We start from the raw sequence: 16,807 nt of genomic DNA, 5'->3' as shown, positions 1-16,807 counted from the left end.
TGATCCATATCAATATTACGAAGCTCATTTAGACTATTTTGTTCCTGATAACAGTAGCTATGCCACTGTTACAAGGGTAGAAATGGTTGACGGCCAAGTAATAACCCAATCGGATTTGGGCACTACTAATACGGGTGGTGATAGCCGGTACATGCCTCAAATAAGTGGTATTAACGCTCACGAAGAAACCATATTTAAACTAGATGACAATAATGTTGATAAAAATGAGTACAGCTTAGTACAGCTTAATGCTTATTATTACCTAGAGCATTTTAACGGTACTGAGTATGAGTATTTTAGGGCCAGAGTAGAGGTAACAAATAGGGGTGAAAGTGATAGTCAAGCCATCTTGGTTACTGCTGATAGTAACAAGCAACTGAAAACAGAAGATTCTACGCATTTAAAACGTGGCATTAATAGCACAATTCACCTTAAGCCAGAAAATAATAATGTGGAAGTTAATTATAGGGATCAGCTCGGTATAACTCATAAGAACGTTTTAAGTGTAGATAAATATGGAAACTATCAATTTAATATTCAAGGCCCTGCTAGCAGCCCATATAAAAGAGGGTCACTAGTACAAGACCAAGAAGGCAACTACTACATAAAAACAATAGATAGAGGTGAAGCGGAATCAAATTTTGCAACAGGCGGGAGCGGCAGTATTAGCTCAGGCCAATCAAGTGCCACAAACTATTCTTAATTTGCTTACTTAATTAGATAAAAAAACTGATGCCATGGATAATTTGTTTGGATCAGTCACTTTAATCACTTATGGATTAGAGCGGATATTTATGTTCCAAGCAAAAAATAAAGCCCCCTAAAAGCCGTACTGGCCTTTAGGGGAGTGCTTTATATATGACCCATTTGAGCCAACGACTCACACCCCTCCATCCCCACCACAATGTGATCCAACACCCTCACATCCACCAAAGCCAACGCATCACGTAGCTGCTTCGTCAGTTCAATGTCTGCCTGACTGGGCGTAGGGTCTCCCGATGGGTGGTTGTGTGTCATGATAATGGCAGCGGCATTGCGTTCTAAAGCCAGCTTAACCACTTCTCTTGGGTAAACAGGGGCTTGGGTGATGGTGCCTCTAAACAGCTCTTCAAAGCCAATTACTTTGTGTTTGTTGTCCAGTAACAGCACAGCAAAGACCTCATGCTCGTAGTCTTGTAGTAAGTTTTGCAAATAGGTTTTAACGGTTTGAGGACTGCTGATGCTGCGGCCTTTAGCTAGGCGCTTTCTAGCAAGCTGGTTTGCCATCGTTAAGATGTCTGCTTCTGAAAGTACGTTGGACTCCATCAGATACAGGCCAGACTTGGGGCAGGCTTTCATTTTGTGATAACGCATAATTTTTCCTTTAGACGTAAAAAACGCCACCTTTTAGGGTGGCGTTTATGTTGTTTGGATAGGTAGGGGTTAAGCCGTTGCACGTTGCTCTAGCTTTTCAGCGAGGGTAGTGGATTGATTAGGCTGGGCTTGTGTGTGGGCTTCAGGGTAAAACTCTTCGATAACCTCTAAGGCTTCATCCTCACTATCTTCAAAAGCCCCATTAGCAAAGCCCAACCGTGCTGCTTGATCTAAAGCCGCTTGGTCGTAGCCAGCGCTGAGGCGTTGTTGATGTAGGGCTTGGGCTTGTTGAAGGGCCTCTTCTAGGCTCAGTCCTTCTCGGATGGTCATGTCTACGTAGTAGATGGCAGACCTAAAGCTTTGGGTGGTGCTTTTGCCCCGTAGCTTGAGCTCTAGAGGCATACAGGCTAACAAGCCACCAGATACCGCATGGTAGTAATGCAGTCGTGCTGCAAGAGTACGAATGCTGTTAAAGCCTGTGGTTCTAAAGATAAAGGTGCCCAGTTCATCGTCTTGGTCGATCACGACGTTTAAGCGTCCGTAGGGCTTACAGTAACCGCTTTGCCCAAACTCACATTGGTCAGGCGCGGGGCAGGCCAGCGACTGCATCCCGCCTTGTGTGACCCGTTTACAGGCCTCACCATTGCCTATACAAAGGGGTCGGCCTGATGTGCGGTCAAACAGGCTGTATTCGGCTCGTAGGTTAAGATCTGGCTCGTTAAAGAGCAGGCGTATAGGAATGGAGCGTAGTTTGTCATCCCCCTTGCGTAAGGCACTATCTAAGGGGTGAGGTATCCAACCGTCTTTGGTTTGTACTTGGCTAGTAATCGTGAACTGATCGTCTTTGATAGGCAGGCGTTTACCGTTCTTTTCTACCACTCGACCAATGGCAATACGACCCAAGGTCGGTGGGGTAATCATTAAACCTTTAATCATGAGGGTGTCCTTATAAAGCGTACAAAAAGCCAGCCTGTCAGTGACGACGGGCTGGCTATATGCTGTGATGAAATAGGGCTTAGGCTTGGATTAAAAAACGACGGCTACCACTGCGAGTCATGCTGTATTGATGCAGTAGTTCAGGGTGATCCGCCAAGAGGCGTTTGGTGTCTAAGGTGATGCTGTCTTTGCTGCGTTTCCATGTTACCGAGCCTGTCTCAAACAGCGCTTTGCTGGCATCGCCCATTTGCTCTTGGATTTGTTGTTTGAGTTGCTCTTCACGTTTCTTCAGTTGATCGGCTTGCTGGCGCACTGCAATGAGATCCCCGAACAAGGCTGACTTGCTGCTGTCTTGGCTCCAGTCTAGTTCCTCGCTGTTATCGTGAGGGTATAGTGCTTGGAGGGCTTTAGCGGCTGACTCTGAGCCATCCGCAGGTGGCGGGGTGTCGGTTTGTACGTAATGCCAAAATTTGGATTCTAGTTCAATCAAGCGAGCAATTACGGCTTCGTCTCGGTAGATGCGATGGATCTGTAGGTCTTGTCCACAGATCAAGACCGCTACGTCGGCGGCGTGTTTACCTGTGACGGCTAACTGATGCTGGACTTGGATTTGCACGTATTCCGGCACACTGTCACGCCAGTGTCTCGCCCCAAACTCACCTGCGGTTTTACACTCTAAAATATCCACCTCAGTCGTACCCACCACTTCACGATCAATATTCGCTAGCATCCAAGGGTGGTCAGGGTGCTGTAATACGGCATTGACACGGCGTACCCGATGGCCTGTGTGAGTTTGGTATTGCTTGGCAACTAGGGGCTCAAGCTGTGTACCCCAGTGCATCGGTGCATAACCAATGCTGCTCTCTTCTTTTTGAAAAGCGCTATCTCGTCCCGTTTTAACCATCCACAGTTCAAGCGGTGATTGGTATGGATTTAAGCCGATGGCGGTGGCTGCATCCGAGCTACCAATGCCTTGTTTACGGACAGAGAGCCATTCTGAGTGATCAAGGGTTTTGGTATCCACTAAGCGTAGAGCAGGACGATAGGTAGGACGTGGTTGGGGTAAGGATTGGGTTTGCATGATGGACTCCTAAAAGGCGTAAAAAAAGCCCGATGCAATCACATCGGGCTCATTTATAAAAAAGGGGAAGTTAGGGTACTTAGGCCAGTAAAGACCATGCTTTAACAGAGTGAGCTACAAGACAGTTCTTTAAGCTGTTAATGATCCGAGTTGGCGACATAACTAAAGCTATACCCACAATCAAGGCATTCGTAGTTATCAAACACGGTTTGATCAAGGGCATCACCAAATGCTGCACCTGCGGCACAACCTGCTACACCACCGACTAACCCACCTATCACCGCACTGAGAACGGTATGAGGGGAAGGGCTTTTGTCTGAGAAGTTTTGAATGGCAAACGAAGCCCCTGTAGCCGCTCCGGTCGCCGCACTACTGATTGCTGAACCAAAGCCCGCCATAGCGCCAAGGCCTGCGCCAATTTTGCGACCTGTGTGTTTAGTGAGCACTCGCTTAGAGAGGCAACGTGGGCATTCATGAACAAATGACATACTGATCTCCTTAGAAAACAAAAAGGCAGAGCCAATGCTCTGCCGGGTTCACTAAGGTGATATAGGTATGAAAAAATTTGGATTACACGTTTTTGAAAATGCTTAGTCTTTGCTATTTTTTAATACAAGGTAAGAAGACATTAAAGCTTCTTACTTAATACCTTTTGATAGTAATCTGAGATGTGTCTCTTTTTCTGCCTTAACGCATCGATTTCGGATCTTGTCAAAGGTTCTAAAGCCAACAAGGTAGTTGGCTTCGTTTGCTGTGAGGGCGGGGATATGGATACCGAACTGTTGTCTAATTTGGTCATGGAATCGTTCCTCTAAAGTTTTCAGATGCTTTTTGATTGGGGTAAAGTTTTTATCCCTACCAGCATTAACAAGTACGATACTGCCTAATACGACTCCACCGTTAAGTCGAATATAATTTGCTAGCTCTGCTAGCGTACCACCCATACTAGTTACATCGTCTACTAAAACATAGCCAGCATCTTGGCTTACACCACCTTCAAAGGAAGGACGAAGCATGAGTCGTTCCATTGGGTCTGCGCCTGTATGGAATACCTTTTGCAACTGTACGATATCCATTTCACTGTACCCATTTAGAAGGTCGGCAGCCATTAAGGATAATAGAAGTGGAATGACATTATCGCCAGTAGCCTCTTCTGCATAGGGGGATACGTAATTTGTACCGACTTATTAGAAGTGATTGAGGATATAGAGTTAATGAAAAAATATTTAAAACCAAGTAATGCGCTTATTGTTGAGCTCGTGCGTAGATATTGGATTTTAGGTATGGAGTGTAGTTTTTTAGAAATTCAATCTTTAGCTTGGTTTATGAAGCGTGCTATTGAGTCCGAAAATTTACCTAATCCTTTAGTATTAAGTTTTATCGCCAATAGTTACGGTCCTTATGCTGACCGATTACGACATTTATTAAATCGTTTAGATGGTAGTTATTTGCAATGTGAAAAGCGGATTAATGATTGTGGTCCTCTAGACGTTATTTGGTTTAACGACCAAAGAAAAGCTGAACTAGAGGTTTATTTGAACACCGAGGCGCAAGCCTATTTGCCTGCGTTAGAAAAGGTGACGACGCTTATTGATGGGTTTGAATCTCCTTTTGGGATGGAACTACTATCAACAGTAGACTGGCTCTTGCACAAAGAGAAAGTGGCTCATGACGAGGACTCATTACTACAAGGCGTACAGAATTGGCCTGCTGGTGAACGCGGGGCACAGCGTAAGCTGAATATTTTTGATCGCCCTAGTCTAGCACTGGCTTTAAATAGACTGGAAACTGTAGGATTAGGAGCAGCCTCTTAAAGCGAGCTGGAGTCGCCTTGCTGTTTGGCGCAGATTTACATCTTTATTTTAATGGATTTAATTCTCATTACTATTTGTATTCAATTTTTAAGCAAAATAAAACCCGTCTTAAAAAGACGGGCAAGACCTTAAATAATCGGTTCCAGTTTTTTTGCCAGCAACTCCAACGCCTCTTTTCTTTCATCAAAGTAATCATGGCGGTTATAGATGCCTTCTACGCCTTTTAATGCGTGATTAAGGCAGCGTTCTGCCACATGACCGGGGATACCAATAGCAGCCAACAAGCTTCGACACGTGCGTCGTAAGTCATGCACAGTGAAGTACGCTATATCTCCCATTTTATTTTCAGGCTGAACAGCTCTGCCGGGTTCTCTGCCGAATAGCTTGGCGATGGCTCGGTTTAAGGTGTCTTTACCCATATGGGGCATTTTGCTTGATCGTCTGTTAGGAAAGACATAAGCAGACCCCAAAGAACGTACTTTCAACTCATTCAGCCATTGAATAGCCAAGTCGGGGAGGGGGATATCAATGGCTACCCCTGACTTACTGCGTTCGCTGGGCAAATACCACGCCTTTTTCTTTAGATCAAATTCACTCCACATCGCTTCAGTTAGCTCACCTTTGCGAACACCTAATAACACTAACAACGCACAAGCTAAATAGTTATCTCGCGTGAAGCTGTCAGATTCTTCTCTGAATTTTTTAAATACCTGCGTGAGCTCTTTGAAGCTAAGCGCTCGGTCTCTGCTTTTTTCCACGCCGCCTGCATCATTTACCGAAAAAGCAAAAGCAGGGTTATGAACAATCAGGTCTAACTTAATGGCATGGTTAAACAACTGTTTGCAGTAGAGCAGGGCATCATTAGCTACCGTAGGCCTATTGCTTTCCACAATGTTTTGCAATATCTGCTTAATGTCTCGCCCTGTGACATCGGATGGTTGCATCTCCCCAATAACAGGGGCGATGTCTTGTGTGTATACCCGCTGTGGGATCTGGTGATGCTTTAAGCGCTTGATATTCCCTTCATGCCAATCCGCAAACAGCTCATTAACCGTATAAATAGAAGCATATTTCGCTTGTTTTTTTGCAACCAGCGGATCAAGACCTTCACGTAGCTGCTTCTTTTTTAAAGCCGCCTCAACACGAGCATCGGCTAAAGATAATTCATCCACTGGGGCAAGCGTCATTTTTTTACGCTTTGAGTTAACTGTATATCTCAGTACCCAATAAGAGCGCCCTCGTTTAGGCACGACCAAATACAACCCACGGCCATCAGAAAAATCACCGGGCTTGCCCTTTACCTTTGCCGCAACCAACTTACTTGTCAGTTTAGTCATCTCTACCATCCCAAAAAATGTACTGACCACTTTATTTTTTGATTATACCTATGTACTGACCAATGTACTTACCACTTTTCGCTTGATACTGGTAGGTACCAGTTGACTTGGGTAGAACTAAAAACTCATAAGATCATTGATTTTAAAGGGTTTGTTGACTTCGGCAGAGCCCCGTAGACATCACTCAATATTCTGCGCCTGCTCTCTTAGCTGTTCAATCATCAGCTTCAAATCAATAGCAGCACGTGTCACTTCTATCGATCCGGCCTTAGAACCTAAAGTGTTAGCTTCACGGTTCATTTCTTGAAACAAAAAGTCTAATCGTTTACCAATGCTACCCTGACGGGTTTTAGAGGTTTTATCAGCGGTATTACCCGTGTTGAGTATATGCGTTAATTCATTAATGTGAGAACGAAGGCGCGTAATTTCTTCGGCAACATCTATACGCAAAGAGAATAAAGACGATTCCTGCGCAATACGAGCAGACAGTTCTTCACCACTAATTTGCGCAAAGCCGTCCGGACTAACTGTTGTTAGGGCTTCTGTTAAGCGGGAGGTGATTTTTTGTTGATGCTCTTCTAAGAGCATAGGTAGATGAGACTCGACCTCATCTAGCAGTTGCGTCATATGTTGTGCCACGTCCAACATCACGGTGGCTAAACGTTGCCCTTCGCGTCGTTTAGCTTGGTCTAGATCGTTAAGAGCAGACGCTAAGCTTCGTACAATAGCAGGCAGCCAACTCTCATGGTCTAAACCTTGCTCTTGATGATTTAAGGCAATGATTTCATTTAAACGGGGGGCGGGTATATCCGGGATTACAGCACGGGCATCGGTTAACTGCGTAGCGATTTGCTTAAGTAGCTCTGGATGTAGTTGATTTTTATCTGCGTTAAAGGCACGCTGAAAATTAACACGTAGTTCCACCTTGCCGCGTTGTAATGCACGGCCTAGTTGTTCACGAATAGTGGCTTCACTAAAACGGAGTTCTTCAGGTAGGCGTAAGTGTAAATCCAAGTAGCGATTATTGACGCTACGCATTTCCATCGTAATGGCACCTAATTCTAGTTCAGTACGAGTATTAGCAAATGCGGTCATGCTGCGAATCATAGTATTCCTTTAGCTTAAAATTCCAAGGCTCTATTGTAGGCTAGAGTACAGGCCGTAGTACACTAAGGGTTTTGTAAGGGAAAAAGATGAACACAATTGAACGAGCAGCTCAGCGCGATGTAAAGCAGTTACGAGACGTAGAGATTCAAACGGGTTTTAGTAAATATGCTGAAGGCTCGGTGCTCATTAAAATGGGTGAAACGCATGTGCTATGCAATGCCAGCGTATTAGATAAAGTTCCACCTTTCTTACGTGGTAAAGAACAAGGTTGGGTCACGGCGGAATACGGCATGTTGCCGCGTTCCACGCATACACGTTCAGATCGCGAAGCGGCGCGTGGTAAACAAAGTGGCCGCACTCAAGAGATTCAGCGTCTTATAGGTCGAAGTCTACGTGCGGTATTTGATTTATCTCTCTTAGGTGAACGCACGATTCAGATTGATTGTGATGTATTGCAAGCCGATGGCGGCACACGTTGTGCCAGTATTACGGGAGCGTGGGTGGCAGCTTCTTTAGCAGTGAGCCATTTATTAGAAAACGATCTTATTGAATCCAATCCTATTACTGATCAGGTAGCAGCTGTGTCTGTAGGTATGAAAGGGGCGCAGCCATTGTTAGATTTGGATTATATTGAAGACTCTAGCTGCGATGCTGATATAAATGTAGTGATGAATGGTGCTATGCACTTTGTGGAGCTACAAGGCACTTCAGAAGGGCGATGTTTTGACCGTAGTGAGCTTAATCTTATCTTGGATTACGCGCAAAAAGGCATTGCTGATCTTTTTGTACTGCAGAAAAATGCCTTAAATAAGACGGATGTTTATTTATGAAAAAAATAGTGTTGGCTTCCAACAATCCCGGTAAGGTGGCTGAGTTTCAGCGCTTATTTGATACGTTACAAATACATCTTATCCCTCAAGGTGAGTTGGGGGTATCAGAAGCTAAAGAGCCGTTTGGCACCTTTGTGGAAAATGCCTTGGCTAAGGCTCGACATGCTAGCGCTATTACAGGGTTGCCCGCGGTTGCCGATGACTCTGGTCTGTCTGTGTTGGCCCTAGAGGGGGCGCCGGGCGTGTATTCTGCGCGCTATGCTGCCATGCATGAGGCCGGCCAAGGTGATACCGCTAATAATGCTTTACTACTTAAACATATGGCAGGCATTACTCATCGCAAAGCGTGCTTTGTATCATTATTGGTTTATGTGAGCAGCCCTGATGATCCACGGCCTATTATTGCCGAAGGCGTGTGGTGGGGGGAGATAACGCAGGCCGAGGTAGGGGAGCATGGTTTTGGCTATGACCCTTTATTTTTTGTACCAGAGTTTAATTTGACAGCAGCCCAACTAACGCCTGAGCAAAAAAACCAACATAGCCATCGTGCCCAGGCTTTGCACTTACTGACTCGTCGCTTAGCTGAAATTCATGCTTAATTTATTACCGTAATATTTCATGATGACCACACCTACTGTACGCATTCGTCCTAGTACTTTATCTAATAACACTTCTATATTAAGTAGCCTGCCGCCATTGGCTTTGTATGTGCATGTGCCGTGGTGCGTGCGTAAATGCCCGTATTGTGATTTTAATTCGCATAAGATGCCCGAGATATTACCAGAGTCAGCGTATTTAGCTGCTCTTAAAGCTGATCTAGAACAAGCTTTGCCTTTGATCTGGGGGCGTTCAGTGGTGTCGGTATTTATAGGGGGAGGGACGCCAAGTTTATTAAGTGCTGCTGCTATCGATGAAATGCTAAGTATGTTACGTGCATATTTGCCCTTACAGCCTACTGCTGAAATCACCTTAGAAGCTAATCCAGGCACAGCCGAGGCAGCTCGTTTCAATGCCTATGCACAAAGTGGTGTTAATCGGATTTCTTTGGGTGTACAAAGCTTTAATGACAAAGCATTGCAGTCCCTAGGACGAGTACACGATGCGGCGGAAGCAAAAGCGGCTATCGGTTTCGCTCTAGATTCATTTGTGCGCATAAATATTGATATTATGTATAGTCTACCAAAACAGTCAGTAAAAGAAGCATTACTTGATATCAATACTGCATTAAGTTTTAATCCGTCGCATTTATCCTTATATCACCTGAGTTTGGAACCCAATACCGTTTTTGCAAAATATCCACCCGTGTTGCCTTCTGAAGATGAAAGTGCCGATATGCAAGATGCTTTGATACAACTAACCGCAGAACAAGGATATGAACATTACGAAGTGTCGGCTTATGCAAAACCGGGCTTTCAATCTGAGCATAATCGTAATTACTGGGAGTTTGGAGATTATCTAGGCATAGGGCCAGGAGCACACAGTAAACTGTCTTTCCATGATCGTATTGTGCGGCAATCGCGCTTAAGTAATCCTCAAAGTTGGATGGACCAAGCCGTGCTTAACGACGGCTCTCATTTAGCAAATAACTATCAGGTGGAAGCTGCAGACTTACCTTTTGAATTTATGCTAAATGCTTTACGACTACGTGAAGGAGTACCCGCGGAGTATTTTGAGCAGCGCACAGGACAGCCCTTAAGCGTTATTTTGCCTACTATCCGCAAAGCCATAGAAAAAGGGTTAATTGATCCGCATCCAAGCCGTATTAAAGCCTCTGATTTAGGCTGGCGATTTTTAACAGATTTACAGGAAATGTTCTTAGAGTAAATACAAATAAACCGTATAATGTATTATATTTGCTAATTTTTTGTACTTGGAGTCTTCATGTCTACCGCCGACGAAATCCTAAGCCGGATCACTGAAAACGATATCGCTTTTATTGACTTTCGTTTTACCGATACCTTAGGACGTGAGCATCACCTCACTATTCCCTCGCATCGTTTTGATGAGGATTTAATCGAATCGGGTGTTCCTTTTGACGGCTCATCTATGCCAGGCTGGAAAGGTATAGAAGCTTCTGATATGTTACTCATCCCAGATTTAAACAGTGTGCGTTTTGATCCCTTTCGTGAAGAATCCACCTTAGTATTTAGTTGTGATGTGGTGGATCCCGCCGATTTAAATGGTTATGATCGTGATCCACGGTCTATTGCCAAACGTGCTGAAATGTATTTACAGTCCACTGGTATTGGGGATACGGCCTATTTTGGGCCTGAGCCAGAGTTTTTTGTTTTTGATGGTGTGCGGTGGAATGACGACGCCTCGGGTAGTTTTGTAGAGATTGAATCTGATACTGCTCCGTGGTCTACAGGAACTAAATACGATAACCGTAAAAACCAAGGTTACAGACCATGCCACAAAGGCGGTTACGCCCCTGTACCACCAGTAGACCATCATCATGACTTACGCTCTGAGATGTGTTTATTGCTTGAACAACAAGGTGTGCCGGTAGAAATTCATCATTCAGAAGTGGCTGCAGCGGGGCAATTGGAGATTGGAACTACATTTTCCACCTTGGTGCAACGCGCTGATTGGAATCAAATTCTAAAATATACCGTGCATAATGTGGCTCATGTATACGGTAAAACGGCTACGTTTATGCCTAAACCAGTGATTGGTGATAATGGCTCTGGTATGCACGTGCATCAATCTTTATGGAAAGATGGTGTCAATATTTTTGCCGGTGATGGTTATGGCGGCTTGTCTGAAATAGCACTGTATTATATTGGTGGCATTATTCATCATGCGCGTGCTTTAAATGCCATTACTAATCCGTCCACTAATTCCTACAAGCGTTTGGTACCACATTTTGAAGCACCCGTAAAACTGGCTTATTCGGCACGTAATCGCTCCGCCTCTATTCGGATTCCGTACGTGAGCAATCCTAAAGCGCGTCGCGTAGAAGCGCGTTTCCCTGACCCTATGGCTAATCCCTATTTAGCTTTTGCCGCTTTAATGATGGCAGGTTTAGACGGCATTCAAAATAAAATGCATCCAGGTGATGCAGCAGATAAAAACCTCTACGATTTACCACCTGAAGAAGATGTAAAAATACCTACGGTATGCTCATCTTTAGAACAAGCTTTGGGGTATTTGGATAAAGATCGCGAATTCTTAACTCGTGGCGGCGTTTTTAGTAATGAAATGATAGATGCCTACATAGAGCTTAAAATGCAGGAAGTTCAACGCATGCGAATGACACCGCATCCTGTAGAGTTTGATATGTATTACACCTTATAAATACATCAACGTACTCATTGTCACATTTACTCAGCTTTGCTCAATCATTTTATTAGGTTCATCGCTACACTGTCTTTACATAGCTTTACCGGTATACAGACAGGAGTTAGTAGTGAAAAAGAAGATAACGAAAATAATTGCAGTAAGTGCATTGCTGGGTATGAGTTTTACAGCAACAGCAGGTAATTGGTATGGCAAATACGACCGCGGTCATAAGCGGTCCTTTAAACAGACTACTGAATACTACGATGGTAATTGTAAAGTAAAGCGTAAATACAAGAAAAATGGCAGTTACGAAGAGAAGCGCAAATGCAAAAAAACCTCTTATAATCGAGGCTATCGTTCCGATAACCGTTATTATCGTGGGCACCGAAATGATGCCGTTGACTTGCTACCCGCTATTATAGAACCGCTAATTCGGGCTATGAACTAACGGTGATTTCAGGCCGCTTCACCCCGAGTTAAGGCTTGGGCTCGTTGAGAGAGGAGGGCTTCTCTACGAATAAAGTCAGCCACAAAATCATTAACCGGATTATGGTGTAAACCATAAGCGGTATCCCATTGCACTATACCCCCGTCTTTCATCACCCCAATGCGATCAGCGATGGCAAAAGCTTCTGCCTGATTATGGGTGACTAAGATGGCGGTTAAACCGGTTTTTTGTAAAATTTCCCGTACCTCAAAAGCTAAACGTTCACGCGTATCCACGTCTAAGTTTGAGAATGGCTCATCTAATAATAATAAAGAAGGCTCGGGGGCCAAGGCACGAGCTAAGGCCACGCGTTGCTGTTGACCACCAGAAAGCTCATGTGGGTAGCGTTTACCCATATCTTCTAAACCCACTAATTCCAGCATTTCTTCAGTGCGCGATACACGTTTAGTTTTGTCTTGTTTACGCAAGCCAAATGCAATATTTTTTTCTATGCTTAAATGAGGAAAAAGGGCGTAGTCTTGAAACATCATCCCCACATTACGCCTTTCTGGTACTACCGTATGTCCTGGTGAGGAAAGTAGCTGATCATTAAGATGTATGGTACCCGTTCGTAAAGGTTCAAAACCTGCTATAGCACGTAATACGGTAGTTTTACCACAACCAGAAGCACCTAATAAACACCCAATATGGCCTTTATCTACCGCTAAATCTAAGTTTTTAACCACAGTTTTAGGCCCATCAGGTGTGTTATAGGCAAGAGAAATATTATCTAGTTTTAAATAGGGGTTATTTGACATGATATTACCTGTACTATTCCTAATCACACATTATGCATGCGTGGTTTTTAATTGGGATTTAGCGAGCAAGACCACGGGTATTAAACCCGCAACTACAATAGCCAAAGCTGCCACCGCTCCTTCTTCATAAGTACCACGTGCAGCTTCGGCATACAGCCATGTAGCTAAGGTTTCTAAATTCATAGGGCGCAGCAAAAGCGTAGCAGGTAGTTCTTTCATTGCATCTACGAAGATCAATAAAGCAGCCGCTCCTAAAGCGGGCCGTAGTAATGGCAAGTGCACTCGCTTTAAGGTGCCAGTTGGCGTTTCACCTAGTAGGCGTGAAGCTTGTTCTATAGATGGTGGTATACGAGATAGTCCTGCTTCTATACCACCAGAGGAAATAGCTAAAAATCGAATCGCATAGGCCAGCACCAATGCGGAAGTGGAGCCCATTAAAAATAATTGAGGCGGAGTATCTTTAAACCAACCGATAATGGTGTTAAGGGTGCTATCAAAAAACACTAAAGGACTCAAAAGACCAATAGCTAATACCGTACCGGGGACGGCATAACCAATAGAAGATAGGCGTGCTAGGCTGAGGGCAAGTTTACGCCGCTCTCCATAACGCACAGTACGCGCTGTCCAAGCCACTAATAAACCAGCGCCTATGGTGACTATAGTGGCCATAAAGGCAATACGTATCGTATTCCAAGCGCTAGACAGCAATTGATCAGAGATCGCCCCCGTTAAATGCAAATGCTTATAACTTTCACTAATTAAATATAAAGCAGGCGCAATAAAACCAATAATCACGGGAGCCCAACCTAGACCGATGGCAATGAATGCGCTACTACCTTTGAGAGCAAACGGCTGCACAGGATGAGAGCGTTGATTTTGACTATAGCGTTGATTGCGCCTGCCATAACGTTCTATCATAATTAAGGTGGCTACAATCACCAGCATGGATAAGGCAATTTGTGCCGCCCCCGCTAAATCAGAGCGCGTAACCCACGTGGTATAAATGGAAACAGTAAGCGTTTGGATGCCTAAAAACTCCGAAGCGCCTATATCATTTAAGGTTTCTAATAAAGCTAAACTTACACCTACCGCAACGGCTGGCCGCGCCATAGGCAGAGCCACTCTATAAAATACGCTACGCTGAGTTTCTCCTAAAACTCGAGCAGCTTCCAATAGACTAGCTGCCTGAGTGGCAAACATAGCACGTGTACTGAGATACACATATGGATACAACACAAAACCTAGAAGAAAAATGGCCCCGGGTAATGAGCGTAAATCCGGTAAGCGAAATTGCCGTGGGCTGCTATAGCCCAAAATATCGCGAATCACCGATTGCACTGGGCCTATAGGGTGCAAAATATCTAAATAAGCAAAAGCCACAATATACGTGGGTACAGCTAAAGGTAATAATAAAGCCCAGGATAAGATGCCCCGCGTAGGGAATTGGTAAGCAGTAATTAACCAAGCACTGCCTACACCTAAGGCGGTCACGAGTATGCCTACCCCAATTAATAACACCACTGTATTACCAAAAGCAGTTGGCAATACATGGTGCAATAGATGTTGCCAGTGTTCAACAGACCCTTGCATAGCCTCCCAAGCTAAAACAGCCACAGGAGCTAAAACAATAATAGTAATGATGAGAGCGGTTAGTAGCCACCCTTTACCCACACTGCGTTGCGACCGCATAAATAATAAAAAAGTAAGAAGTTTTAGAAACACAGAAGGCCGTTGGCCCTGTTTTACAGGCTCAACGGCCTGAGTAAGGGGAGAAGAGGGTTTAGTTATTGAAACCAACTTTATCCACTAGCTCACTGGCTTGTTTACGATGCTTTGCGATTTCTGTGAGAGGCAGTTCATCTACCTTTAACTCACCAAAACTCGCCACGATTGGATCTAACTCTACGCCTGCCTTGACTGGATATTCGTAGTTGGCCTTAGCGTATAGACTCTGAGCATCATCAGAGACCAAATACTCTAAGAGTTTAACCGCATTGTCTTTATTAGGCGAATGTTTAGCAACAGAAGCACCGGAAATATTGACGTGGGTGCCACCACCATTTTTAAACGTAGGACGAACTACCTTTATGCCTTCACCCCATTTGTGAGAGTCTGAGCCAGGCTCAGCATTTTTCATACGGCCTACGTAATAAGCATTGGCAATGCCTACATCACAAATACCACCTAAAATGTCACGCGCTACATCACGATCCCCACCGGCAGCTTTGCGTCCTAAGTTGGCCTTTACGTCTTTTAGCCATTGCTCTGTAGCATCTGCCCCATTATGAGCGATCATGGCAGCAATGAGGGCGGTATTATATGGGTGTTGACCTGATCGTATACACACTTTGCCTTTCCATCGTGGATCAGCAAAATCTTCATAAGTGAGCTCAGTGACGTCATCTAGATCATTAGCCACATAACCCACCCGATCCCGCATAGATAGCGTAAACCATTGATTGTCTGTTCCGCGTAAATTAGCAGGAATAGCTTCGGCAAGTACGGTAGAATCAACTGGTTGAGTAATGCCCGCTTCTACTAAGTCTAATAAATTGCCAATGTCTACGGTCATAAGAATATCGGCAGGGGATTGTTTCCCTTCCGTTTTAACACGTTCAATCAATCCGTCTTTAACAAATACAGTATTCACTTTAATATCTGTTTCAGAGGTAAATGACTCGAGTAGGGGTAGAATCAAGCCAGGCTCTCGTGTGGTGTAAAGATTGATCTCTTCGGCTGCAAGCGCAGGGGCTGCTGTAAGGCCTAATGAGGTTAAAGCTAGGCAGCCTATCAAGGCGCGCATCGACGTGTTTAAACGCATTCCTAAACTCCATAATTGTTGTATATCTAAATGATAATGATTATCATCTATAGTTGCAACGATAGCAGAGCTTATTAAAAGCGGCAAGTATTTTTTCAGCCTAATTTTCACTACAGGAACTATATGGCTTTTTATTGATCTGTTATAAGGTATAGCTAGTCAATTCACGTTATCCTATTCTTTTGTTTTTTCGTTTTTCGAGTTATTGAGTTTTTATATGGCAGCCTTCAACACAGAAACTGTACTAAGTGTCCATCATTGGAATGACACGCTATTTTCTTTTACCACTACACGAGATGATGCCTTACGCTTTACTAATGGTCATTTTGTAATGCTTGGCTTAGAGGTGGATGGTAAGCCCTTAATGCGTGCTTATAGTGTAGCTAGCCCTAATTATGCAGAGCATCTTGAGTTCTTGAGCATCAAAGTTCAAGAAGGTCCATTAACCTCACGTTTACAGCATTTAGAGGTCGGTGATGAAGTGTTAATGAGTCGTAAACCGGTAGGCACCTTAGTGGTGGATGATTTGCGTGCCGGTCGCAATTTGTATTTATTTGGAACGGGTACGGGTTTAGCGCCTTATATGAGTATTATCCAAGATCCGGAAACCTATGAGCGTTTTGAAAAAGTCGTATTAATTCATGGTGTGCGTTATGTTAGTGAGTTAGCTTATGCTGATTACATAGAAAAAGAGCTACCTAATCATGAGTATTTTGGTGATATTATTAGTAACCAATTGATTTACTATCCTACTGTAACGCGTGAACCTTTCCGTAACGAAGGGCGGATTACTGAATTAATAGAAAGCGGTAAGCTATTTACTGATATAGGCTTGCCAGAGTTAGATCCAGAGCTAGACCGAGCCATGATCTGCGGTAGCCCTGCTATGTTAGATGACATAAGCAAACTTTTAAATGCGCGTGGTTTTACCATTTCCCCAGGAGTAGGGCAGCCAGGAGATTATGTGATTGAGCGCGCATTTGTAGAAAAATAATTGAAAT

Annotated in this window: 17 protein-coding genes and 1 pseudogene; 8 read left to right on the top strand and 10 right to left on the bottom strand. The window is 44.1% G+C overall.

All coding sequences use genetic code 11. From position 1 onward, the window contains the following. Positions 1–629: 629 nt before the first annotated feature. Positions 630–716, top strand: a pseudogene (locus AC2UZJ_RS09275) (flagellin); the annotation flags it as partial. Between the two features lie 136 nt (positions 717–852). On the opposite strand, the gene radC reads toward AC2UZJ_RS09275, so the two are convergent. The 5 genes from radC to AC2UZJ_RS09250 form a co-directional block, all read right to left on the bottom strand. Then, positions 853–1,353 (bottom strand): RadC family protein, encoded by a 501-nt coding sequence (gene radC / locus AC2UZJ_RS09270; RefSeq protein ID WP_486949872.1) that lies wholly within the window; start codon positions 1,351–1,353, stop codon positions 853–855. A 69-nt stretch (positions 1,354–1,422) separates the two neighbouring features. Then, positions 1,423–2,289 carry a recombination directionality factor gene (locus tag AC2UZJ_RS09265; protein WP_486949871.1) on the bottom strand — a complete coding sequence of 289 codons (867 nt, stop codon included), beginning with the start codon at positions 2,287–2,289 and terminating at the stop codon, positions 1,423–1,425. Positions 2,290–2,368: 79 nt separating this feature from the next. After that, positions 2,369–3,370, bottom strand: coding sequence for a YqaJ viral recombinase family nuclease (locus tag AC2UZJ_RS09260; protein WP_486949870.1), 1,002 nt, complete (start codon positions 3,368–3,370; stop codon positions 2,369–2,371). Positions 3,371–3,507: 137 nt separating this feature from the next. Next, positions 3,508–3,858, bottom strand: a complete 351-nt coding sequence (locus AC2UZJ_RS09255) for a hypothetical protein (protein ID WP_486949869.1) — start codon at positions 3,856–3,858, stop codon at positions 3,508–3,510. Between the two features lie 150 nt (positions 3,859–4,008). After that, a complete protein-coding gene (locus AC2UZJ_RS09250; RefSeq protein WP_486949868.1) occupies positions 4,009–4,446 on the bottom strand; it encodes a phosphoribosyltransferase in 438 nt (145 codons plus the stop codon). A gap of 138 nt (positions 4,447–4,584) precedes the next feature. On the opposite strand from AC2UZJ_RS09250, the gene AC2UZJ_RS09245 reads away from it, so the two are divergent. Further along, complete coding sequence (locus tag AC2UZJ_RS09245) at positions 4,585–5,184, top strand: hypothetical protein (protein WP_486949867.1); 600 nt, start codon at positions 4,585–4,587, stop codon at positions 5,182–5,184. 128 nt (positions 5,185–5,312) lie between these two features. Here the strand turns inward: AC2UZJ_RS09245 and AC2UZJ_RS09240 are convergent, their stop codons facing one another. Both AC2UZJ_RS09240 and AC2UZJ_RS09235 read right to left on the bottom strand, forming a co-directional pair. After that, the gene (locus AC2UZJ_RS09240; protein ID WP_486949866.1) at positions 5,313–6,521 is read right to left on the bottom strand and encodes a tyrosine-type recombinase/integrase; all 1,209 of its coding nucleotides are present in this window, start codon (positions 6,519–6,521) and stop codon (positions 5,313–5,315) included. Positions 6,522–6,701: 180 nt separating this feature from the next. Continuing rightward, positions 6,702–7,628 carry a YicC/YloC family endoribonuclease gene (locus AC2UZJ_RS09235; protein WP_486949865.1) on the bottom strand — a complete coding sequence of 309 codons (927 nt, stop codon included), beginning with the start codon at positions 7,626–7,628 and terminating at the stop codon, positions 6,702–6,704. Positions 7,629–7,714: 86 nt separating this feature from the next. On the opposite strand from AC2UZJ_RS09235, the gene rph reads away from it, so the two are divergent. The 5 genes from rph to AC2UZJ_RS09210 all read left to right on the top strand — a co-directional run bounded on the left by rph (position 7,715) and on the right by AC2UZJ_RS09210 (position 12,188). Continuing rightward, positions 7,715–8,458: a ribonuclease PH gene (rph, locus tag AC2UZJ_RS09230; protein ID WP_486949864.1), complete on the top strand. Its 744-nt coding sequence runs from the start codon at positions 7,715–7,717 to the stop codon at positions 8,456–8,458. Next, positions 8,455–9,057 carry an RdgB/HAM1 family non-canonical purine NTP pyrophosphatase gene (gene rdgB, locus AC2UZJ_RS09225; RefSeq protein WP_486949863.1) on the top strand — a complete coding sequence of 201 codons (603 nt, stop codon included), beginning with the start codon at positions 8,455–8,457 and terminating at the stop codon, positions 9,055–9,057. Before rph ends, rdgB begins: the two co-directional genes overlap by 4 nt. Before the next feature lie 19 nt (positions 9,058–9,076). Then, the gene (gene hemW, locus AC2UZJ_RS09220; protein ID WP_486949862.1) at positions 9,077–10,282 is read left to right on the top strand and encodes a radical SAM family heme chaperone HemW; all 1,206 of its coding nucleotides are present in this window, start codon (positions 9,077–9,079) and stop codon (positions 10,280–10,282) included. Positions 10,283–10,339: 57 nt separating this feature from the next. After that, complete coding sequence (gene glnA / locus AC2UZJ_RS09215; RefSeq protein WP_486949861.1) at positions 10,340–11,755, top strand: type I glutamate--ammonia ligase; 1,416 nt, start codon at positions 10,340–10,342, stop codon at positions 11,753–11,755. Positions 11,756–11,867: 112 nt separating this feature from the next. Continuing rightward, positions 11,868–12,188: a hypothetical protein gene (locus AC2UZJ_RS09210; protein WP_486949860.1), complete on the top strand. Its 321-nt coding sequence runs from the start codon at positions 11,868–11,870 to the stop codon at positions 12,186–12,188. An 8-nt stretch (positions 12,189–12,196) separates the two neighbouring features. On the opposite strand, the gene AC2UZJ_RS09205 is transcribed toward AC2UZJ_RS09210, so the two are convergent. From AC2UZJ_RS09205 to AC2UZJ_RS09195, 3 genes are all read right to left on the bottom strand, one after another. Next, the gene (locus AC2UZJ_RS09205) at positions 12,197–12,985 is read right to left on the bottom strand and encodes an ABC transporter ATP-binding protein (protein WP_486949859.1); all 789 of its coding nucleotides are present in this window, start codon (positions 12,983–12,985) and stop codon (positions 12,197–12,199) included. Between the two features lie 30 nt (positions 12,986–13,015). Continuing rightward, entirely contained in the window at positions 13,016–14,674 is a 1,659-nt protein-coding gene (locus AC2UZJ_RS09200) for an ABC transporter permease (RefSeq protein WP_486949858.1), read from the bottom strand. A gap of 91 nt (positions 14,675–14,765) precedes the next feature. Then, positions 14,766–15,788: a Fe(3+) ABC transporter substrate-binding protein gene (locus AC2UZJ_RS09195; protein ID WP_486949981.1), complete on the bottom strand. Its 1,023-nt coding sequence runs from the start codon at positions 15,786–15,788 to the stop codon at positions 14,766–14,768. A gap of 235 nt (positions 15,789–16,023) precedes the next feature. On the opposite strand from AC2UZJ_RS09195, the gene AC2UZJ_RS09190 reads away from it, so the two are divergent. Continuing rightward, positions 16,024–16,800 carry a ferredoxin--NADP reductase gene (locus tag AC2UZJ_RS09190; RefSeq protein WP_486949857.1) on the top strand — a complete coding sequence of 259 codons (777 nt, stop codon included), beginning with the start codon at positions 16,024–16,026 and terminating at the stop codon, positions 16,798–16,800. The last annotated feature ends 7 nt before the right edge of the window (positions 16,801–16,807 follow it).

This window comes from Paenalcaligenes sp. DL 309 (assembly GCF_057475285.1).
The sequence above is the reverse complement of the archived record's forward strand: the minus strand, read 5'-3'. Positions and strand labels throughout refer to the sequence as shown.